Here is a 20264-nt window from a genome sequence, read left to right as displayed (position 1 = left end):
ACAGGGGAATGAGCCTTTCGAATTTACCGGAACACGCTATGTTTGCGCCGTCGCACCGCATCCACTTTATTGGGATCGGCGGCATTGGGATGAGTGGGATCGCAGAGATCCTGCTGACGATGGGGTATGCGGTATCGGGTTCGGATCTGCGTGGCTCGGCTACGACCGAACGCCTGGCCCGTCTCGGGGCAACGATCTATACGGGGCACACTGCCGCCAATGCCGCGGCCAGCGATGTGGTGGTCACCAGTTCGGCGGTTGCGAAAGATAATCCCGAGGTACTGGAGGCGCGTGCGCGTAAGATTCCCGTGATTCAGCGGGCGGAGATGCTGGCGGAGCTGATGCGCCTGAAGTACGGCATCGCCATCGCCGGGATGCATGGCAAGACCACGACGACCAGCATGGTGGCGGCGGTGCTGGCGGGCGGGGCTCTGGATCCCACGGTGGTCGTAGGGGGGCGGGTAGATGCGATGGGGTCAAACGCCCGGCTGGGACGTTCGCAGTATCTTGTCGCCGAGGCCGATGAGAGTGACCGCTCGTTTCTGAAGCTGTCGCCGATCCTTGCCGTGGTGACCAATCTCGATCGCGAGCATATGGATACGTATGCGGATCTAGCCGATGTCGAGCGGGTGTTTGTCGAGTTTATGGACCGCGTCCCGTTTTATGGGGCGATTACAGCCTGTGTGGACAACGAGATGCTGCGCGCGATTCTTCCCCGGGTGACACGGCGTATCTATACCTATGGCGAGAGTCCGGATGCGGACTTCAGGCTGCGGGTGTTGCGTCCTGCTCCCGACTGCCATGCGACCTTTGAGGTGAATACGCGCGGCCTGGTGCTGGGGCCGTTCAACCTGCACGTCCCCGGGCGGCACAACCTGCTGAATGCGACGGCTGCGGTGGCTATCGGCGTGCAGCTCGGCATTCCTCCGGAGAAGATTGCAGCGGGTCTGGCGAGCTTTCGCGGTGTTGACCGCAGGTTTCAGACCAAGGGCGTACAGAACGGCGTCACTGTTGTCGACGACTACGGACACCATCCGACGGAGATTCGTGCAACCCTGCAGGCAGCGCGTGAGTGCGGCTATGGACGCGTCCTGGTGCTCTTTCAGCCGCACCGCTATACGCGAACTCGCGACCTGCTGGAGGACTTCACGACGGCATTCGGCGATGCGGATTCGTTGCAGGTGTTGGATATCTACGCCGCCAGTGAGCAGCCGATTCCGGGTGTGAGCGGAGAGTCGCTGGCGGAGAAGATCCGTGCGGCTTCGGGCGGGATCGTCGCGTATGCCGGGTCTATGGAAGAGGCTGTCGAGCGGTTGGCGAGAGACGCGAGGCCTGGGGATCTGGTGCTGACGCTGGGGGCGGGGAATGTGTCGCTGGCCGGGGCGATGCTGCTGGAGCGGCTGTCGGTTCGCTAGGGGCTTTCCGTCGTCATCCTTCGCGTACCGCTCAGGATGACGACGAAAAACAAGCAACGACAAAAACAGGCAACAGCACGAATGGCGCTTTTGCCGGAGTATCTCTTGTGAGTTCCTGCGGCGATACCCACCGATAAGTTGTCCTCAGACGATGGCGGCCCGGCTTTATAGTGGTGAGATAGGCGATTCTTCCGCGGCCTTGCTCGGGCTCGCGGTGTGATCATGAAGTTTGCAAAACGCGGCTCCGCGGTGCTTGAAGCGCCGGAGGAGGGGTATGCTTCGGAGACGAACTGGCCGAACCGCGAACCGGCTCCGGCCGGCATGCTTCAGCGCGGACGTCTGGCTGCCGATCCAAATGAGAATCCGGGCTCCCCTAACTACGCTCCCACTGTTGAGGAAGAAGTGTACAAACCACGGCGCGAATCAATGAGCTATCGTCTGCGCCTTGGCATGCCGAAGAGTCTTGCCGGAAAGATCATCTTCGCGGCTATAGCGCTAGTAGGACTCGGGGCCATCGTGATCGGCTACCTGGGCGTGCGCAATGCCTTGTTCCATGACGGCCGTTTTGTCGTTGCGACCGCCTCCGACATCCAGATTGTGGGAAATCAGCGCCTTACGCGAGATCAGGTCCTCGACATCTTCGGGGCGGACATTGAGCGCAATATCTTCCGCATACCCCTTGCGGAGCGGCGGGCCGACCTCGAGCGGCTGCCCTGGGTGGCCCATGCCACGGTGATGCGCCTGCTTCCCAACGGTATTCGCGTGTCTATTACGGAGAGGGTTCCGGTGGCCTTCGTCCGCCAGGGAACGCAGATTGGATTCGTCGATGCGGAGGGTGTTCTGCTCGATATGCCGCAGGATGCAGCCGGCGACCCTCGCTACTCCTTTCCGGTGCTTACCGGGCTCTCGGCGGATGATCCGCTTTCGGCTCGGGCCGCGCGGATGGAGGTCTACAAGCGCTTCATGAAGGACCTGGACAGCTCAGGCGAACACCTGACCCAGGCCTTGAGCGAGGTGGACCTGTCGAATCCCGAGGATGTGAAGGCGTTGATCCCCAGCGGCAGCACGGACATCCTGGTTCACTTCGGCGATGAGGACTTCCTCAATCGCTATCGCCTCTTCGAGCAGAATCTGCCGCAGTGGAAGACGCAGTATCCGAAGCTGGCCTCGGTAGATGCTCGCTATGAGCACCAGTTTGTGTTGGAGATGGAGTCCGGCGCGGCTGTTCCGCTGGCAAGTAATGGAACTCCGCTGCCTGCGGTGCCCGCGAAACCGACGACTTCAACGGCAAAGCCAGCAAAGCCTGCAACGGCAGCGGCCAAGCCTCCGGTAGCCAAGCATCCCGATACGCCGAAGGCCGCACCTAAAGCCGCCCCCAAGGCAGCAGCCAAGCCTGTGGCAAAACCCGCCAAGCCGAAGGCGAAGCCGGTAAAGCATCCGGGGGATAAAGCGCAAAGTTCAAATCAAAAGATGTTTGCCGCGTTGGCAGCGGCCCACAAGGCTGCGGTTGCAAATGCACATAACGGAGCGGCGGCTCACGCCACCGGCAAGCAGGTGACGCAATGAATCCGAGAAACGAAAATCTGATTACCGTGCTGGACGCGGGAAGCTCGAAGAGCTGCGTGCTGGTGGCGGAGCTTACCGATGGCGTCCTGCGCTATCGCGGCCATGGTGTCGAGGCCTCCAGGGGCATGCGGCGTGGTGTTATCTCCGACCTCGGCCCTGCGGCTGAGGCCATCAACCAGGCCGCGCTGACGGCGGAGCGCGTGACGAAGGCGCCTATCGAGACTGCGGTCGTGGGGGTCGGCGGACCGCATATTCGTGGCATGAACTCGCAGGGCGGTATCAGCATGGGCAGCCGGATGAAGGAGATCACGCGCGAGGATGTTCGCTCGGCGATCGATCGCGCCCGCTCCATCGGGCTCGCACCAGACCGCGAGGTGCTGCACCTGCTGCCGCAGCAGTTTATTCTCGACGACCAGGCCGGCATCCACGATCCGGTTGGGATGGTGGGCAATCGGCTGGAAGTGAACCTGCATCTCTCGACGTGCTCCGGCAGCGCGGTGCAGAGCGTCGTCACCTGCGCGAACAAGGCCGGTCTTGAGGTAGTGGACACGATCTTCGAAGGCATCGCGGCGGCGGAGGCCGTTCTCTCGGCCGATGAGCGCGAGTTGGGTGTTTGCCTGGCGGACATCGGCGCGGCCTCGACGGAGCTGGTGGTGTTCTTTGAAGGGTCGGTGGCCCATACGGCGGTGCTTCCTATTGGAGGCGATCACTTTACCAACGATCTGGCTGTCGGGCTGCATGTCAGTGTGGAAGAGGCCGAGCAGTTGAAGCGGACCTATGGCAACTGCGTGGTGACGTCCGTTCCGCAGCTCAATGAGATCGAAGTCGGGGGAGACCTGGCGACCGGGGGACAGCCGGCTCGGATGGTGCGCCAGCGCTTTCTTGCGGAGGTCCTGGAGCCTCGTGCCCGTGAGCTGCTGACGATGCTTCGCGATAACCTGCGCTCGGGTGGTGTGTTGGAGGCGATGGGTGCGGGCTGTGTCTTTACCGGCGGCGGGGCAAACCTGCTCGGTCTGCTGGATAACGCAGAAAGCCTGCTGCGCGTGCCCGCCCGGATCGGCTACCCGGTGCCGCTGAGCCGTATGCCCTCGGAGCTGGCAAAACCGGAGTTTTCCGCAGCCATCGGGATGCTGCTGTATACGCACCGCACGCAGGTCCGCAAGGCCAGCGAGGAGCAGGGGCTGCGGCAGAAACTGAAGTCAATCTTCGCGGGCAGTTTTTAGCTGGGGCGCAGTGAGCGAAATGCCGTTCTGAGACGGTAGACTGGTATCTATGAGATTTGGCAAGTGGCTTGGTGTCGTTCTTTTGTGGCTGGGGTGCGGTCTTATGGCGCGTGCTCAAGTTGGCGCGTATATCGGATATTCCGCAACCCGTATGAGCGGCATTACGTGTTTCGATCCGCAGACTGCCGATCCGGGGGCGCAGTGTTTCACCACCAATCCCAATGCCCTTACGACTCCTAACAACCACACGAACCCGTCCGGTGTTTTCCTTGGCGGATTTTATGATTTCCGCAATGTTGGACCGGTGCGGCTGGGTGTCGACCTTCGTTATAACCACGATCGCGCGAACAAGGCTGCCGCGACGAGCGGCGGCGGTTTGAATGCGGTGGGAGCCAATACCGTTCTTGCCGGTATCAAAGGCACGGTCCGTACTCCGGTCAAATGGTTGAAGCCCTACGCCCAGATGTCTTTTGGATGGACAAGCAGCAACGTGACGGAACCCTTTTGCGAAACCGTCACCGGGCCGTCGGGGCTCGTTTGCAATTCCCTGACTATTTCGACAAATCCCAGGCTCTACGACAATTTTTTCCGCTATGAAGGTTTCATCGGTGCGGATATACGCATTGCTCCAACCATCGATGTCCGCGCGATTGAGCTTGGTCTTGGCAATATGAATCGTCTTGGGAATAACGGCGCGCCCGGTTCCACCACCTCGGTCGGCTTGCAGTCGATCGGCGCCGGAATCGTGTTCCACCTGCCGACGAAGTAGAGTTGTTTTTCTGTCGGTCAAGATCTTTGAAGACCTCTTCCTGTTGTTGCGGAGCTAGACGGCGCAACAACAGGAAGAGAGATAAAGGGCAGTGAGACGGCATGGCTGAGGCCATGCCCTTCCGATTTAGGCCCCTTGAGGCTTTGCCCGAAGCAGATCTGCTGACATCTCGGCACGCAGAGAATGCTCTTCGTGAATGGCAGCCTCTAAAGAAAAGTGGGCAGGTGCTGGTTTTCCTGCCGAAATGTAATCGAACTTGATGCGCACGTAGTTTTCCTGCGAGCTTTCCTCTGTTTCTACGTGCAGAATCTAGAAAGGTGTTTCGCAATCACCTCAGGAGATTTCCCATGCCCTATCAGCCCGACGATGCACTTCGCATCCATTACCATGACGAGACGCAGCGCAATGCGCGCATCAAGGTGATCGGCGTCGGTGGCGGCGGTAACAACGCGGTGAACCGCATGATCGCCGCAAATGTTGAAGGCGTGGAGTTTATCGCAGCCAACACCGATGCTCAAGCTCTTGAAACCTCCAATGCCCCGGTAAAGCTGCAACTCGGCGTGAAGCTGACCAGCGGACTGGGCGCGGGAGCGAATCCGGATGTCGGCCGTCGCGCCGCCCTGGAAGATTCCGACAAGATTATCGAAGCGCTCGAAGGCGCGGACATGGTGTTTGTTACGGCAGGCCTCGGTGGTGGCACCGGGACGGGTGCTGCTCCGGTGATCGCCTCGCTCGCCAGCGAGATGGGAGCGCTGACGGTTGCCGTCGTGACGCGCCCGTTCATGTTCGAAGGCAAGCGCCGCATGATGCAGGCTGAGCGCGGCATGCAGGAGCTGCTGGAGTCGGTCGACACGCTGATCGTGATTCCGAACGAGAAGCTGCTCGCAGTCGCCAAGGATGCAGGTTTCTTCGAGAGCTTCCGGATCGCGGACGACGTGCTCCGGCAGGGCGTCCAGGGGATCTCGGACATCATTACGATTCCCGGCGTCATCAACCGCGACTTCGCCGACGTAAAGACGACGATGGCGGGCATGGGCTATTCGGTGATGGGAACGGCTGTACGTTCGGGACCGGATCGCGCTCGCGAAGCTGCGATGGCCGCGATGGCGTCTCCGCTTCTGGAGGCCGGTGCCATCGATGGAGCGCGCGGCATCCTGATCAACATCACGGGCTCGAGCAGCCTGAAGCTGAATGAGGTCAACGAGGCTTCGACGCTTATTCAGAATGCGGCACACGAAGATGCCAACATCATCTTTGGCGCGGTGCTGGACGAGAAGATGGGCGAGGACGTGAAGATTACCGTGATCGCTACGGGATTTCGCGATGAGATGCCTCAGCGCCGCAATCGCATGCTCGCTGAGTCGACGCTGCCGACACGCAGTGAAGCTCTGCTGCCCCGCATCGAGCAGCGGCCGGCCAATGTGCGCTTCGCCAGCGAAGTGCCGGTGCAGTCTGAGAAGACTTCTATCGAGAAGGAGCCGCATGAAGAGGCGGGCAAGGAGGAGTTGCCGGTATCGCAAGCTCAGGCCCCTCGCGAAAGCGAATCGCCCCGCATCTTTATGGAGCCGGAGTATGAGCCCGTTGTCTCGGTAGCGGGGAATGCCTCGGAGCGCGCAAAGATCTCGGAGCCCAGCCCCGAGCTGCTGCCCGTGGCTGCCTCGGTGTTCGATGACGACTTCTTCCGCAAGCCGAACGATGAACTGCGCGCCAGCCAGCAAGGGATGTGGCCTGACCCTGCACAGGGCCGCGTTGCGCCCTCCTACGACGTCAAGGAAGAGGCGAAGCCGTCGCAGTGGCCTGAGGCGAAGGTCTCAGCCTTTGCGGGGCATGTAGCCGAGAGCGTGCCTGCGACCGACGAACTCGATATCCCCGCATTTCTGCGGCGCAGCCACTAGGATCTTCGGGGGAGAAGAGTCGATGAGACGGAGTGCACTGGTTCTATTTTTCGTGATGTTGGGTTGGGTCTCCGTCCTGCAGGCTGCGGCGCCGAAGAGACATCGCGCGGCTGCGAGTCATAGCACTGCGTCGGCGCATAAGAGCCATGAGGTGGCTGCGCGTCGTGGTTCTGCAAGCCATCGGCCAGCAACGCGTCGTGAACAGGTGAGTGCTCGCCGGCAGCAGGTTACGACGCGTCATGGACGGATCGTGCATGTCCGCGGACGGGCTGTTCGCCATTACTCCGAGCGCTTTACTGCAAGCAGCTTCAACGACAATCTGACCGAGGGCGATATTACGACGGGTGAAGATCCGGTCGTGCGCGCGGCTGCTATCGAAGCACTGGGCAACATGAACGGTACGGCGCTGGCGATCGATCCTTCCAGCGGTCGTATTCTTGCGATGGTGAACCAGAAGCTGGCGCTCAGCTCCGGTGCCGAGCCCTGCTCGACGATCAAGGTCGCGGTTGCGCTGGCGGCATTGCAGGAGGGCCTGGTCAAGAGCGATACGCCGGTAAACCTTGGCGGGCACTACTCACTCGATCTGACGCATGCCCTGGCGAAGTCCGTGAACCTTTACTTTGAGGTGCTGGGCCGCGCGATGGGCTTCGAACGTGTGAAGCACTATGCCAATGAGTTCGGCCTGGGCGAGTTGGCTGGTTACAACATTCCGGGGGAACATCTGGGTACTTATCCTGATACGGAGCTGCCCAGGGCAGAAGGTGGCGTCGGCCGCATGTGCTCGTTCGGCGAGAGCATCTCGATGACTCCGCTGCAGCTTGGCGCGCTGGTCTCCGCGATCGCCAATGGTGGCACGCTTTATTACCTGCAGCATCCGACGACGCCGGAGACGATCGCCTCGTTTGAGCCGAAGGTGAAGCGGCTTCTCGACATTCAGCAGATCATTCCTCAGATTCTGCCGGGCATGCAGGGGGCGGTTAATTTTTCCAACGGAACCGCTCGCTCGCTGCGGTCGAACTTTGTACAGTTTCCGGTCTTCGGCAAGACGGGGACGTGCTCCAACAACGGCACGCGGTATGGCTGGTTCGTGTCGTACGGCGATGCGCCGACAGGCCGCATTGTGACGGTGATCTTCCTTGAAGGCGACAGGCAGGTCTTCGGGCCCAAGGCCGCGGAGCTGACCGGAGAGTTCTATCGCGCGATGTATGAGCGCAATTACTTCCAGTCGAAGCCGACGCCTGAGTCTGCGTCGTCTACGGAGTTGCAGCACGCGGGGCAGTAGGAAGTTTTGTTTTTCGTCGTTGCTCTTGCTGTTCTGGTTGTCATTCCGACCCTGAGCGTAGCCGAAGGGGAGTGAACCTGCTTCCTCCCGTTTTCGCTAGCGCCAGCATCGGCGTTATGCGCCAATACAATCCATAGCTTTTCCGCTTTGCCATATGTCTTTTGGGTGATACGGGCAAAGAACGGGAGACAGCAGGTTCGCTCCCCTTCGGCTACGCTCAGGGTCGGAATGACAACCAGAAAAGCAAGAACAACAGCAAAGGCAATGGCAGTCGTCGCAACTGCTCTGTAATGCCATTTGGCGCATCCCCGCTACAACTGCGAAACTGCTTGAAGGGGCCCAAGGAGTCTCGCCGATGAAGATTCTTACAGCGCAGGAGATGAGCGAGGCTGATCGCCGTTCCGTCGAGATGGGTGTGCCGATTACCACGTTAATGGAGAATGCCGGCGCGGCTGTGGCGAAGTTCTGTCTGCGGCACTATGCGAATGAAGGCACTGTCGTTGTGCTTTGCGGCAAGGGCAACAATGGCGGCGATGGCTTCGTCGCCGCACGGCATCTTGCGCAGGCAGGCCGCACCGTGCGGGTCGTCCTGCTGGGCTTTGTGAGCGATGTAAAAGGTGAGGCCGCTGCCGCACTCGAACGTACCACTCCACAGCCGGACGTCGAGGTTTTAGAGGCGCAGAGTGAAGAAGATCTAGAGGCTGCACTTGACGGGGCGGCATTGATCGTCGATGCCGTGGTGGGGACAGGGTTCAAGCCGCCCCTGCGTGGTTTGGCGCTGGCCGTTCGAGACCTGCTTGCGAAGACGGCGGTTCCAGTGGTTGCTATTGATCTGCCGAGTGGGTGGGATGCCGACTCCCTGGAGCAAAAAGCAGAGGCCTTTCGCGCCGATGCTGTTGTGACCTTCGTCGCGCCAAAGCTCGCGCATGTCTTTGGGCACCTGACGCCCGGCAAAACCTTCGGCCCGGTGGTGGTCGCGCCCATCGGAACCCCTGAGGCTGCGGTGGTATCGCAGACTGAGCTGCATTGGGCCGGTGCTTCGAAGGCCCTGACGGAGGTGCCTCGCGACATCAATGGGAACAAGGGAAAGTTCGGGCACGTGCTTATCCTCGGTGGTGGATACGGCAAGGCTGGTGCACCGTCGATGGCGAGTCTTGCCGCCCTGAGGGCTGGTGCAGGCCTGGTGACGGCTGCGGTGCCGCGCGAGATTCTGCCGACGGTCGCGTCGATTGCGCCGGAGTTGATGCTGGAGCCTTTGGGGCATGAAACAGAGGGACTGTCCCTGGAGCTTCTGGAAGAAGAGAAGCTGGGGTCGCTGCTCAAGGGCATTAAGGTCGTGGGGATTGGGCCGGGGCTGGGGCAGGAGGGAACGACACCGGAGTTTGTGCGCGGGTTTGTGGAGCGCGTTACGCTGCCGATGGTGATCGATGCCGACGCGCTGAATGCGCTTGCCGGGCATACCTCTCTGCTGCGCGATGTCGTGAAGAAGGCAGAGATGGCGGGCAAGCCGCGAACGATCGTGCTGACGCCGCATCCGGGTGAGATGGCGCGCCTGGCAGGCATGACCGTGAAGGAGGTCGAGGCCGATCGCATAGGGTTGGCGCGGCGGTTTGCGACCGAACACGGCGTTACCCTGGTGCTCAAAGGCTGGCGCACCTTGATTGCGCATCCGGATGGCCGCATCGCCGTGAATACGGCAGGGAATCCGGCGATGGCCAAGGGAGGCAGTGGCGATATTCTGACGGGCATCGTGACTGCGATGCTGGGGCAGCATCCGGACGATGTTGCACGGGCAGTTGAATCGGCGGTGTTCCTGCATGGGCTGGCGGGAGACTTCGCGACGCTCGTTCAGGAGGAGCATACGGTGCTCGCGACGGATACGGTGGGGCATCTGTACGAGGCTTTTCGCTCGCGGGTCATTGATGCCGACGGATTTACATGGATCGCCGGAGTGGCGGCCAATCATAACAAGGAGCAGGGATGAAGGAGTGGACACGAGAGAAGCGGCTGCGGACGCGCAGTGTGGGCGGAACGCTGGCGCTGGGCGAGATCATGACCGAGTTGCTGCGCGCGCCGAAGCTGGTTGTGCTGCGTGGGGAACTCGGTGCGGGAAAGACGACGCTCGTAAAGGGAATGGCGGCTGCCCTGGGGGCGGCCGATGCGGAAGAGGTCGTCAGTCCCACGTTCACGCTGGTGCATGAGTATCGAGGCCGCAAGGTGCGGTTGTTCCATCTCGATCTGTATCGCCTGGAGACGGAAGCAGAGGTCGAGGGGCTCGGTCTGTGGGAGATGGCCGATGAGCCAGATGCGCTGGTGCTGGTGGAGTGGGGGGACAAGTTTCCCGGCGTCATGGAGCGCGCGGATGCCGAGATTGCGATCACGCAGGGCGAGGTGGAGAACGAGCGGCTGCTGCATGTGCGGTGGAGAGATTGACGACGAAAGACAAAAACAAAGGCCGCGACAAGATGTCGCGGCCTTTGTTTTGCTTCATTAGATCTGATTAGTTCTGCTGGCTCTCATACATCCGGCGCCAGTTGGCATTGCTGCGGGCGCGGAGGCCGATGAAGGAAGGAACGAAGACGGTAAGAGCGAGGAAGGTGGCGGTAACGGCGTAGTACATGCGTGGATCTCCTTAGCGCGCACGGAGGCGGCGCTGAACCCAAAAGTGGGGTTGTTCGTGGTGTGTCTTCAGTGCAGGCGGTACTGGGATCTTGACCCAGCCGTCACGGTCACTGGCGTAAATATTTCGGACCCGGTGGAAGGAGGCTCGCCCTTGTTTGGCTGCGCTCCCAATCACTGTTCACAGGACCTACTACGGATAGGATACTCGATTTGTTCCGTTCGATGCATTTTTATCGAACCGATAAGCCGCTATTCGCACAAGCCCTTGCTCGCTCACTGCTATTTTTCCCAGTAAACTCACATATATTGATACGCAGGGCCGCGAAAAAAGTTCCATGAAAGTTTTCTATTGTCAGTGATTTTCTTAAAATGCTATATTTCCAAGCCTTTTCTGAGTTAAGAAGACCGGCCGGTGTAGCGGTAGATCGCGCAGAGTTCGTCGCCGGTCGAGCCGTACTCCTTCTGCTCCGCGATGGCGGCCAGATCGGCTATGTGGTCGTCCGTCGACATGGCGACACGGCCCATCCAGATCCGCCGAAAGGCAGGATGGCGGTCGAGCAGGGAGTCGTGTTCGGCGTTGGCATAGGCCAGGTCGAAGGCGTGGGGGCGCCAGGTGAGCGACTGCTCCACATGAGCCACGTATCGCTTCAGGAGAGGGAGCTCGAATGGGTGGAAGAGAAAGGCAAGGACCGGCGCATCGGGCAGGGGATGGACGGTTGCGTCGGCATGGTGCAGGGCGATCGGAGCTAGGGCTTCGGCCTGCGGGTCTTTTGCCCAGAGATCGATATTGGCCTGCGCGATTCCGGCCAGCTCCTGGTTCAGTTCGACGCCTTCAACCCGTTGAAACGGATACTGCGAGGCCAGCAGAAGTGCCCGGCCTTTGCCTGCGCCGATGTCCATAAAGACCGTGTTTTCGATGGGCGCGCTGGGCTCGAGGTGCTGCAGCCAGTGGTCGAGCAGGGAGTGCAGGATGCTGGGAGCGACGCCGTAGTATGCCGTCAGCTCTTCGACCCTGGCGTTGGTTCCACGTACGATGGTCGTTCCCGGGATCAGACCGGAGGTGTCAGTGCCGTGAAGCTGGTCGAAAGGGTGGATAACGGGCGAAGCTTTTTTGCGAGGCATCTCGGTAAGTCTAGATGGGTTGCCTCAGTGTAGGGCAATGCAAAAATTGGGCCAGAAGATTTTTCTGAGGGAAACGGTGCGAAGACTCGCTGATGAATCTTTAGTTCGTTGAGGAACCCAGGGGTTATCCCATAGCGCGAAGCACGTTCCCTGATGCTGCAGCATCAGGGAGACGGAGGGAGCCGTAGCCTTTAGGCTACGGAATAAGGGCTGGCAAAGATGTGGCCTTTAGGCCCGGGCTTTTTTCGGGTGCGAACAAAAGGCCCGGGGCTAAAGCCCAATTCTCACCTAGCTTTGATTCCGTAGCCTAAAGGCTACGGCTCCCTCCGTCCCGCGACGCTAAAGCGTCACGGTTTGCGCTTCGCGCTGTACTGAACAGACCATCATTCTTCAATAACCTAATGACTAGTTCTGCCGCATATTCAGTATGGGGAACGCAGGTGCGAGCAGTTTGACCGTAGAGTGCGAGATCTCCGGCAGACCGGCGAGGCGATTTTCTATTTGAGCGATGAGCTGCGCGTTGGCCGTCTCGTCCGAGCCTGGAGCCGTCAGGACGACGTGGGCGATGTAGCGCGGTGGAACGCCCGGGATGGTTGCACCGGGGGCGTCTACGTCGCGCGTCAGCGTGGCCGAGCGCACGAGATTCAGTTCGACGATATTGCGCCGCAGCAGCGGGTCGTAGCAGTCGCGAAGGGCGGCTACCAGGTCGTTCTGTGTCACTGGCCGCTGTCCTGGTGGGTCTTCATGCAGGTGTTCAGGTGCTGGGTGCTGCGTGTGTGCCAGGTGGGGTCGGACGAGGGGTGGAGGACGCTCTGGCGATAGAACATCAGCCAGGTCTTGCAGCCGTCGACATCGGTCGCGGCTGAGGGCGGCTGGGTCGTCTCGATTTGTTGTTGCAGGGCCTGCAGGGCGGGCTGGAACTGGGCGTCGGCTGCATCGCGAAGAGCGGCGACCTTGTCGAAGGCGCTCCATGCGGCGGCGCTCTCCGGGGGGACGGTGTGCGTAACAGACACGCCGGGCTGGGAGGACGCTGGTTGCGGGCGCAGGTGGCGGCTGCGATAAAAGTTGAAGACTCCGAGCGCGAGGATGACGATGATCAGGATGTAGTGGCGAGGGTGAAAGCGCATGAAGGCTCCTGCGGTTTAGTGGCGAGTGTTAAACCTAAGCCGTAAGGTCCTCTGCATTGGAGGTGGTGCGAATGCGGGGGTCCTTCGCCTGCGGCTCAGGATGACGACGAAAAACAAACAATGGCAACGGCAAAAGCTCTACTGCGTTAGTGCGTGCGTTCGACAAGGTACTGTGCGAGCGACTTGAGCGGGGTGGCGGCGTCGCCAAAGGGCTCGAGTGCGGCGAAGGCGTCGGCGATGAGCTCCGCGGCGTCGTGCTTCGACTGTTCGATCCCGAAGACCGCGGGCCAGGTGGCCTTGTCGGTGGCGGTGTCCTTGCCGGCGGTCTTGCCGAGCTCTTCGGAGGACTGCGTCATGTCGAGTACATCGTCGACGATCTGGAAGGCGAGGCCGGCCTTTTCGCCGAAGGTGCGAATGCGTTCGTGGTAACTGCTAGGAAGTCCGTGTCTAGATGACCCATAAATCGCACCGGCAACAATGGATACGGTGATGAGGGCTCCAGTCTTGGCACGATGGATGGCTTCGACGAGGTCAGGAGTGGGTTTGGTGCCTTCTGATTCGATGTCGACAACTTGGCCGCCAATCATACCTGGAGCGATGCCAGTATCGTGGTCGCCCCAGCGACCGATTCCCGTGCCGATTGAGAGGGAGATCTTGCGAAGAATGGCGACGACAGCTTCGGGTGGTGCGGGGAGACTGGCGATAGTCTGGAATGCGAGAGTTTGGAGGGCGTCACCGGCCAGGATGGCGGTGGCTTCGCCAAAGACGACATGGCACGTCGGTTGGCCGCGGCGCAGGTCGTCGTTGTCCAGCGCGGGCAGGTCGTCATGGATGAGCGAATAGGTGTGGAGCATCTCGAGGGCTGCGGCGAGGTTAGCGACACCTTCGGGATGTCCTGCGGGAGCGGCCTCCTCCGGAGGGTAGAAGTCCGTGCTCGCCACCATTTTCGCAGCCTCCATGCAGAGGATGGGGCGCAGGCGTTTGCCGCCGGCGAAGGTGGAGTGGCGCATGGCGCGGTGAATCGAGTAGGGCTCGATGGTAGCTGCGGGGAGCAAGCGCTCGAGCGCGGCATCGGTAATGGCAGCCCCGGTCTTCAGAATGGATTGCACGTCGATAGTCATTGGCTAATCTTTGATTTTACGCGAGCGGAGAAAGGTAAGTCCCAGCAGTACCAGGGCACAGGCGCTGATGGCTATGCCTAGCTTCTGGTCGAGGGTGTAGCGCCAGGCGATGTCGAGGGTGGAGAGCCCGCTGGGGAGAGCGATGGCGAGGAGTCCGTCGTCGCGCTGGAGGTGTGCAGGAAGCTCTGTGCCGTTGCGGGTGAGACGCCAGTCCGGGAAGTCGCGCAGGTTGAGCACAAGTGTCTCCGGCTGCGCGAGATTCAAGACGAGATGTCGTGGAGCCTGGGCTGATACCGTCTGTTCGACCGGAAGTTCGCCGGAGAAGTTGGGGTCGGTGGCGGCGGGGTTGGGGATTGTGCCGGGAGCGAAGCCCGCAGGGTTTGAGGTAAGCCAGTAGCCGGGGTCGTTGCTGCGCAGGATGTCGTTGTCGGCTTCGTTCGGGGTGTACTCGTCCGTGGGGGGAACTCCGTGATGAGTGCTGAAGAGTGCCGCTGTGGCGGAGGGGAGGCCAGTGGCTTCGCAGGCCTGCCGATAGAGGGTGATGCCCAGCAGGGAGAGCACAAGAACGCATACGGGCGCTGCGATCAACATCGGCTTGCGGCTGCTGTCTCCGCGAGGCAGCAGCAGGGCAATCGCGAAGACGAGTACAGCGGAGAGGATCGTGAGCAGACGCCAGGGGAATTGCAGGAAGGCAAGATCCGGCAGATATCTCCAGAGCGGGGTGGAGATTGGGACCAGCAGGAAGGCGATCACTACTGTGAGCAGGGCTAAATACGGCGCGGGTGTTCCAGGTCTTGCGGGCTCTTGCTGGGAGCGATCTTTTTGGGTTTGGAACAGGAGGAAGGCTACAGTTCCCAGGGTCAAGAGCAGCAACACGACCGCAAGCAGGCTGATCGTGTGCAGAACGACGTTGTGGGGAGTGTCGGCGGTGTGGCCGAAGAGGAAGTTGTCCTCGAAGCGCATGTTCGGGATGATCGCCATGGCGATCTGTACGTAGCGTCGTTCGTAGGCGGCGGGGACCAGGTAGAACGCGGGCAGGGCGAGCCCCAGCACTGTGCCGGTGCTCATCGTTAGTAACAAGGGAAAGAGTTGAGGCCTGGAAGCTCGAAAGGCTGCGACGAGACGCACGACTGCCAGCAGCGCCAGCATGTAGCAACCCATTACAGCGGCGGGCGCGTTGGTGAGCCACAGCAGTGCGACCGGAATGGCGATTCCTTGCACGGTAGGACGTTTCCGCAGGACAGCCAGCAGGAGTAACGGAATCCACGCGGCGGCGAGAAGCTCGGCGTAGGCCGTGCGCTCGAAGGCGTTGAAGAGCATGTAGGGATTCGCCATGTAGAGTGCGGCGGCCAGCAGCGCGGCGTTCGGCGAGGTGTATTGCCGCGCGAGATGATGCATCGCGAACCCGGCGGCGGTGAAGGCGATCCACGTGTAGATGGCGGGCGTTGCGCTGATAGGGAAGAGGATCGTCAGGAGAGCGCCGAGCATCCAGGACAGCGGCGGATAGAAGATGAAGCGCGGCTCTCCAGCGTTGTAGGCTGCGGTCCAGGCCCAGTGCGGATAGAGTGTGCCATGGCGAAGTTGCTGTGCCGCGTCGAGCCAGCTCTGGAGGTGGAAGCCGAAGTCGTGCCCGCAGGAACAGCCGTGCAGGAGGAGTGGCAGGGTTGCCAGCAGGGCGGCGAGCGGAAGCAGGATGTGGTGACGCCGCATCCTGTTAGCGTAACGCGATAAGACCTCAAAAGTTTATATCTCGGCTTATCAATACCTTGTCATCTCGACCGAAGCATGATGGTTTTATCGTCATGCGTAGTGGAGAGACCTGTAGTTTGCTCGCGCTGGCAATAGTGCTGATGCGGGCAGCCTGCAGGTCTCTCCACTGCGGCCGCAAAAGCGCGGCCTTCGGTCGAGATGACAGTATCGAGGTTAAGTTAATCGAAAGAGCAATCCCAAAGGTGGTGCTGTTACGGCAAAAGCGTAAGCGTGTGAGTGGACTGCATCTCGTGCAGCGGTAGCGCGAAGGTTGTTCCGTTCAACCAGGGCTCGAACTGATCGAGATACCACGGGCTTGCGGGGTTGCCGGACTCGCCTGTGGTGATGTTGCCATGGTTTGTCTCCGGGTTGGCGAGGTCGGCGGTAAAACGCTCGCTGGGGCCAAAGTGGCGGCTGATGGCGCGGATGGTCGTTCCATCGCCTGGTGTCGTGTGCGATCCCGATCCCGTCGCCTTACCCAGCAGCCGGTCGAACAACGGCGATTGGGAGAAGAGGGGATGGTCGATCTCGACAGGATGCACTGTGCCATAGCGCCAGGACGAGATATTCGATGGGGCGTGGGCATCGTGCAGGGCCTCGGCGACCGTCTCCGTGAGCAGGTCGTCCCAGTTGGCAACTCCCGGAGGGAGCCAGCGCGCGGGCGTGTGCTGAAGCAGATTTTCGAGCGCGTCGGCCTGCTCTCCCCACATGTAGAGGGCGAGCAGGTCCTGCGGATGGACCTTCTGTCCAGTCGCTTTATCGTGTGCCGCAATCTGCGGCAACAGGAGCGCCGACCACAATGCGGTGCGGGTGGCATTCACGATGGCCGGTGCGGCGGCGTTGGGCAGGATCTCGCCGTTCCAGGAGCGCAGGATATCCGCGGTTTGATGCAGACGTTTGGTGTCATGCGCGAGCGCGGCCGCCGAGGCGTGGTCGATGGCATAGGCGACGCGATGGGCGAGAACACGATCGAACTCGGAGTGTGCATCATTCTGGATGGCGAGCATATCGGCCGGGGTCAGGTTGGTGCGACCTGCCAGCAGCTTGTTGATGCGCTCCACGCGGTACGGCGCAGCCCAGTCGAGGGTGATGGCGTAAGGGTAGTCATTGGGTGTAATGCGCGCATTGGCTGTCGCGAGAAAGCCGTTGGGCGGGTCGATGACGGCGGGAAGTTCGTTGTAGGGGATGTAGCCCGACCATTGCTGCGAGGTGTCCCGGGCCTCTACGGGCAAGGGCGAGATGGGCGAGCCGATGGTGTAGTCGATTACTGGCGCGGCGATGATGGGTGGTTCGTCGGGCTTGGGCGCGGCTTTGGGTTGGGGTGCACGTTTGGGCTTGGCGGCGCGAGGTTCGACGCGTGGTTGAACGCGCTGCCTGCGGCGCGTGGGGTGGTAGGCAGCGTCGAGCAGGTGTGGTTGCCCAAAGGACTCGGGTAACAGGATGCTCGCTTGCGGAGCCTCTGGATCTGAGTCCGAGTCGTCTTCGTTGGAGGGAGCGGGGCCATCGGGGATGGGCTGCTGGACTTCCCGTTGATAGTGCACCGCAGGTCCTCGAACGGGGATGCGGCCTATGGCGTGATAGCCGATGTGTTTGTTGTCGTCGGCGTAGACGAGATTGAGCGACGGGCCGCCGAAGCTGGCGAAGGCCGCGACCAGGGAGCCGCCATCGCTGGCTGCGTTGATGTTGAGGAATGGCGAGGTGACGTTGGCTGGATCGTAGATGGTCCAGGCCAGTGAGAGGGCGCGCCGCTCGGTGGGGAACAGCGGCGAGATGATCGGCGTTGCGTACTCGACGTTGCCGACGGTCTCCGTGGTGGTGAGTACATCGAGCTTGATATCGCGGCCACGCTTTACGCGGATGATCTCGCTGTGATGAGCTACCGGCGACCATGTGCCGTCGGTGTGCTGGTACTCGGTGTCCTGGCCGGAGCCACGGAGATGTTCGATGCGGACATCCTGTACATCAGCGCCGAGGTTGGTGAAGCTCCAGGCGACGTGCGCGTTGCGGCCCACGATGATGAAGGGCACGCCGGGCAGTGTGAAGCCGGTGACATCGAGGTTAGCCCCGTGCAGACTGGCTTCATACCAGATGTCCGGCACGCTCAGCCCCAGGTGCATGTCATTGGAGACCAGCGCACCACCCGAGGCGGAGCGCGATGCGGCGACTGCCCAGTTGTTCGAGCCGGAGCGGCAGTCTGCGCAGCGCTGGCCGGGAAGTTCGTGGGCGACCTGGAGGATGTCGTGCGGCGTTGCCAGCAGCGACTGCGAGCGGTCGAGTGGAATCTGCTCGATCTCCGGCTTGGGGGTTGTGAGGTCGGCTGCAGGCTGCGAGGGAGGATGATCTCTCCAGGAGCCGACAGGATAGAGATCCGCCAGGAGCTGCGGAGGAAGGTGAGCCGCGAGGGCTTCGCGCTGCATCTTCGTGGGGAATTCGGTGGAGAGGTCCTGGAACATCGCGAGCGAGACGAGCAACGTGTCGCGAGGCTGCCATTGGGCAGGCGTGTAGTGCAGCAGGTGGAACTCTACCGGCAGGTGGTCGCTGTTCTGCTCCAGAAACGCGTTTACGCCGCGTGCATAGGCTTCGAGCTGATGGAGTTGGTCGGCGGGCAGGGCTGCGACGGCGCGGTCGGCGGCGGCGCGGATCTGCAGCGTGCGCTGGGTGCGGTCGTGTTCGACGAGATTGGAGCCGAGGACTTCGGCGAGCTCTCCGGCAGCGTGGCGGCGTAGCATGTCCATCTGCCACAGGCGGTCCTGTGCGGTGACGAAGCCCTGCGCAAAGAGCAGGTCGTCGAGACTGGAGGCTTGAATAGAGGGCACGCCCTGCGCGTTGCGCGTGACGGTGACCGGTTGGCTGAGGCCCGCGATATGCAGCGTGCCGTCGATCTGAGGCAGTGCGGCGTGCATGGAGTGGCGCAGCCAGATACTGACGGTGAACAGTCCCAGCAGGGCGATGACTGCCAGGGTACAGAGCACGATTGCAACTCTGCGCAGAGAGAGGCGGCGCTGGGTGCGCTGTGAGTCTCCACGCCGCTGCGTGCGCAGCCTTTCGGCGAGCTTCGCAAAGGAAGAAGGGCGTTCGTGATGCGAGGCCGGCTCGCTGGTGTGATCCTGGCGAGTATAGAGACGAGGTTCGGCCTGCCCGGGGTCGTTACTGTCGTGAGGAGTGGACGAGCCGGGAGTCGGTGAGTCGGAGGGATGAAAAGACATGTGTTGTCCCAATTTTAGGGGATGAGGGTGTGCGTCTCCGGTGGAAGGTTGAGGGGTGCAGGGATTGGTTCCAGTGGAGGCTGCGTGCCGGCACGCGTGGTGAAGCGAATAATCAGCACAACCAGCAGCAGTGTAGGAATGACGAAGAGGCTGCCTTCGGGGCCGTCGGGGCCGCCGGACAGGAGAACGGTGCCGGTGGGATGCGTCTGGAAGAGGCGTCCCGCGCTGAGGCCGCCGCTATCGGGAACGCCGTAGAGGAAGCTCTGTGCCCAGTCCCATGCCATGTGGAAGCCGATGGCCCACCAGAGCGAGCCGGTATGCCAGAGCGCGTAGCAGAAGGTGATGCCGGCGAGAAAGACAGCGCAGATTCCCCAGGTGGTTTCACCTTTGTTGCCCAGGTGTCCGGCTCCGAAGAGGACCGACATGATGGCGGCGGCGATCCAGAAGGCGACGGCGCGGGCGTGAGTGGATGAGATCTTCTCGGCCAGGCCGAAGAGGCCGCGTGTGAGTGTGTATTGGAGGTAGCCGCGTGTGAGGTACTCCTCAAGCAGGCCGACGAGCAGAAACGCTAATAGCCAGAGCAGGCCGTAGAGGGGGACGTCAGAGCCATGGAGCAGGCGTGCGTCGAAGACCAGGAAGTGTCCTGCGCGCAGGACGCCGACCAGCAGTGAGAGCGTGGCCAGGCCCCAGAAGGCTCCGGCAAAGAAGTCGAGACGGCGAGCGCTTCCGATTCCATAGACGGCCAAACGGCGGCGCTCGATGAGCGAAAGAAGCCACGTTGCGAGGCCTACACCCACCAGGCCAAGGCCTTCTCCGATAAGGGTGTCGTCCAGCGTAAGGGTCTGCGTCGCGGGTTTGGCGGGGGCCGAGGTCTTTTGGCTGGTGGTCTGGGCCTTGCGCTGCGCGATGGCCTTCTGCAGGCGTCCGGTGGCGGCCAGTGTGGCGATGCTGATCACCGAGGAGAAGACGAGAAAGAGTACGACGAAGATGGCGATGCCCCAGCCGGAACGCAGGCCAAAGCGGCCGAAGAAGATGCCTTCCGAAGGCGGAGGCGCGGGGCTGCTGATCGGTGCTTCGGGTAGGGGGGATGGAACCATGAACTCCTGCGGGTTATCCAAGTTGATCTCCGTTTCGTTGCTAAGAATACGCAGGCATGCAGGCGATAGT

Annotated in this window: 15 protein-coding genes; 8 read left to right on the top strand and 7 right to left on the bottom strand. The window is 61.5% G+C overall.

Features of this window, described 5'->3' with window-relative positions; translation table 11 throughout:
* The first annotated feature begins 38 nt into the window (after window positions 1–38).
* From murC to tsaE, 8 genes are all read left to right on the top strand, one after another.
* Window positions 39–1415, top strand: coding sequence for a UDP-N-acetylmuramate--L-alanine ligase (gene murC / locus ACIX8_RS19125; protein ID WP_014267029.1), 1377 nt, complete (start codon window positions 39–41; stop codon window positions 1413–1415).
* A gap of 222 nt (window positions 1416–1637) precedes the next feature.
* On the top strand, window positions 1638–2981 hold the full coding sequence (locus tag ACIX8_RS19120) for a cell division protein FtsQ/DivIB (RefSeq protein ID WP_014267028.1): 1344 nt from the start codon (window positions 1638–1640) through the stop codon (window positions 2979–2981).
* Window positions 2978–4204, top strand: coding sequence for a cell division protein FtsA (gene ftsA, locus ACIX8_RS19115; RefSeq protein ID WP_014267027.1), 1227 nt, complete (start codon window positions 2978–2980; stop codon window positions 4202–4204). The genes ACIX8_RS19120 and ftsA overlap by 4 nt, the downstream gene beginning before the upstream one ends.
* Before the next feature lie 49 nt (window positions 4205–4253).
* Entirely contained in the window at window positions 4254–4973 is a 720-nt protein-coding gene (locus ACIX8_RS19110) for a hypothetical protein (RefSeq protein ID WP_014267026.1), read from the top strand.
* A 347-nt stretch (window positions 4974–5320) separates the two neighbouring features.
* Window positions 5321–6868: a cell division protein FtsZ gene (ftsZ, locus tag ACIX8_RS19105; RefSeq protein WP_014267025.1), complete on the top strand. Its 1548-nt coding sequence runs from the start codon at window positions 5321–5323 to the stop codon at window positions 6866–6868.
* A gap of 22 nt (window positions 6869–6890) precedes the next feature.
* The gene (locus ACIX8_RS19100) at window positions 6891–8150 is read left to right on the top strand and encodes a penicillin-binding transpeptidase domain-containing protein (protein WP_014267024.1); all 1260 of its coding nucleotides are present in this window, start codon (window positions 6891–6893) and stop codon (window positions 8148–8150) included.
* Window positions 8151–8505: 355 nt separating this feature from the next.
* Entirely contained in the window at window positions 8506–10134 is a 1629-nt protein-coding gene (locus ACIX8_RS19095; RefSeq protein WP_014267023.1) for a bifunctional ADP-dependent NAD(P)H-hydrate dehydratase/NAD(P)H-hydrate epimerase, read from the top strand.
* Window positions 10131–10583 carry a tRNA (adenosine(37)-N6)-threonylcarbamoyltransferase complex ATPase subunit type 1 TsaE gene (gene tsaE / locus ACIX8_RS19090; protein WP_014267022.1) on the top strand — a complete coding sequence of 151 codons (453 nt, stop codon included), beginning with the start codon at window positions 10131–10133 and terminating at the stop codon, window positions 10581–10583. The genes ACIX8_RS19095 and tsaE overlap by 4 nt, the downstream gene beginning before the upstream one ends.
* 585 nt (window positions 10584–11168) lie before the next feature.
* Here the strand turns inward: tsaE and ACIX8_RS19085 are convergent.
* The 7 genes from ACIX8_RS19085 to ACIX8_RS19055 form a co-directional block, all read right to left on the bottom strand.
* On the bottom strand, window positions 11169–11894 hold the full coding sequence (locus tag ACIX8_RS19085) for a class I SAM-dependent methyltransferase (RefSeq protein ID WP_014267020.1): 726 nt from the start codon (window positions 11892–11894) through the stop codon (window positions 11169–11171).
* A 405-nt stretch (window positions 11895–12299) separates the two neighbouring features.
* Window positions 12300–12614, bottom strand: a complete 315-nt coding sequence (locus ACIX8_RS19080; protein ID WP_014267019.1) for a hypothetical protein — start codon at window positions 12612–12614, stop codon at window positions 12300–12302.
* Complete coding sequence (locus tag ACIX8_RS19075) at window positions 12611–13021, bottom strand: hypothetical protein (RefSeq protein WP_014267018.1); 411 nt, start codon at window positions 13019–13021, stop codon at window positions 12611–12613. Before ACIX8_RS19075 ends, ACIX8_RS19080 begins: the two co-directional genes overlap by 4 nt.
* Before the next feature lie 146 nt (window positions 13022–13167).
* Complete coding sequence (locus ACIX8_RS19070; protein ID WP_014267017.1) at window positions 13168–14142, bottom strand: polyprenyl synthetase family protein; 975 nt, start codon at window positions 14140–14142, stop codon at window positions 13168–13170.
* A gap of 3 nt (window positions 14143–14145) precedes the next feature.
* Entirely contained in the window at window positions 14146–15852 is a 1707-nt protein-coding gene (locus ACIX8_RS19065; protein WP_014267016.1) for a 6-pyruvoyl-tetrahydropterin synthase-related protein, read from the bottom strand.
* Between the two features lie 251 nt (window positions 15853–16103).
* A complete protein-coding gene (locus tag ACIX8_RS19060; RefSeq protein WP_014267015.1) occupies window positions 16104–19097 on the bottom strand; it encodes a penicillin acylase family protein in 2994 nt (997 codons plus the stop codon).
* Window positions 19098–19111: 14 nt separating this feature from the next.
* Complete coding sequence (locus tag ACIX8_RS19055) at window positions 19112–20215, bottom strand: CPBP family intramembrane glutamic endopeptidase (protein ID WP_052310661.1); 1104 nt, start codon at window positions 20213–20215, stop codon at window positions 19112–19114.
* Between the last annotated feature and the right edge of the window lie 49 nt (window positions 20216–20264).

Origin of the sequence: Granulicella mallensis MP5ACTX8 (assembly GCF_000178955.2) — a bacterium.
In the GTDB taxonomy this organism is placed as follows: domain Bacteria; phylum Acidobacteriota; class Terriglobia; order Terriglobales; family Acidobacteriaceae; genus Granulicella; species Granulicella mallensis.
This window is presented reverse-complemented; position numbering and strand designations above follow the sequence as displayed.

What these genes read in the sequence shown, in the direction of transcription:
- murC (WP_014267029.1), top strand. Translation starts at nt 39, where the DNA reads ATGTTTGCGCCGTCGCACCGCATCCACTTTATTGGGATCGGCGGCATT.
- ACIX8_RS19120 (WP_014267028.1), top strand. Translation starts at nt 1,638, where the DNA reads ATGAAGTTTGCAAAACGCGGCTCCGCGGTGCTTGAAGCGCCGGAGGAG.
- ftsA (WP_014267027.1), top strand. Translation starts at nt 2,978, where the DNA reads ATGAATCCGAGAAACGAAAATCTGATTACCGTGCTGGACGCGGGAAGC.
- ACIX8_RS19110 (WP_014267026.1), top strand. Translation starts at nt 4,254, where the DNA reads ATGAGATTTGGCAAGTGGCTTGGTGTCGTTCTTTTGTGGCTGGGGTGC.
- ftsZ (WP_014267025.1), top strand. Translation starts at nt 5,321, where the DNA reads ATGCCCTATCAGCCCGACGATGCACTTCGCATCCATTACCATGACGAG.
- ACIX8_RS19100 (WP_014267024.1), top strand. Translation starts at nt 6,891, where the DNA reads ATGAGACGGAGTGCACTGGTTCTATTTTTCGTGATGTTGGGTTGGGTC.
- ACIX8_RS19095 (WP_014267023.1), top strand. Translation starts at nt 8,506, where the DNA reads ATGAAGATTCTTACAGCGCAGGAGATGAGCGAGGCTGATCGCCGTTCC.
- tsaE (WP_014267022.1), top strand. Translation starts at nt 10,131, where the DNA reads ATGAAGGAGTGGACACGAGAGAAGCGGCTGCGGACGCGCAGTGTGGGC.
- ACIX8_RS19085 (WP_014267020.1), bottom strand. Translation starts at nt 11,894, where the DNA reads ATGCCTCGCAAAAAAGCTTCGCCCGTTATCCACCCTTTCGACCAGCTT.
- ACIX8_RS19075 (WP_014267018.1), bottom strand. Translation starts at nt 13,021, where the DNA reads ATGCGCTTTCACCCTCGCCACTACATCCTGATCATCGTCATCCTCGCG.
- ACIX8_RS19070 (WP_014267017.1), bottom strand. Translation starts at nt 14,142, where the DNA reads ATGACTATCGACGTGCAATCCATTCTGAAGACCGGGGCTGCCATTACC.
- ACIX8_RS19065 (WP_014267016.1), bottom strand. Translation starts at nt 15,852, where the DNA reads ATGCGGCGTCACCACATCCTGCTTCCGCTCGCCGCCCTGCTGGCAACC.
- ACIX8_RS19060 (WP_014267015.1), bottom strand. Translation starts at nt 19,097, where the DNA reads ATGTCTTTTCATCCCTCCGACTCACCGACTCCCGGCTCGTCCACTCCT.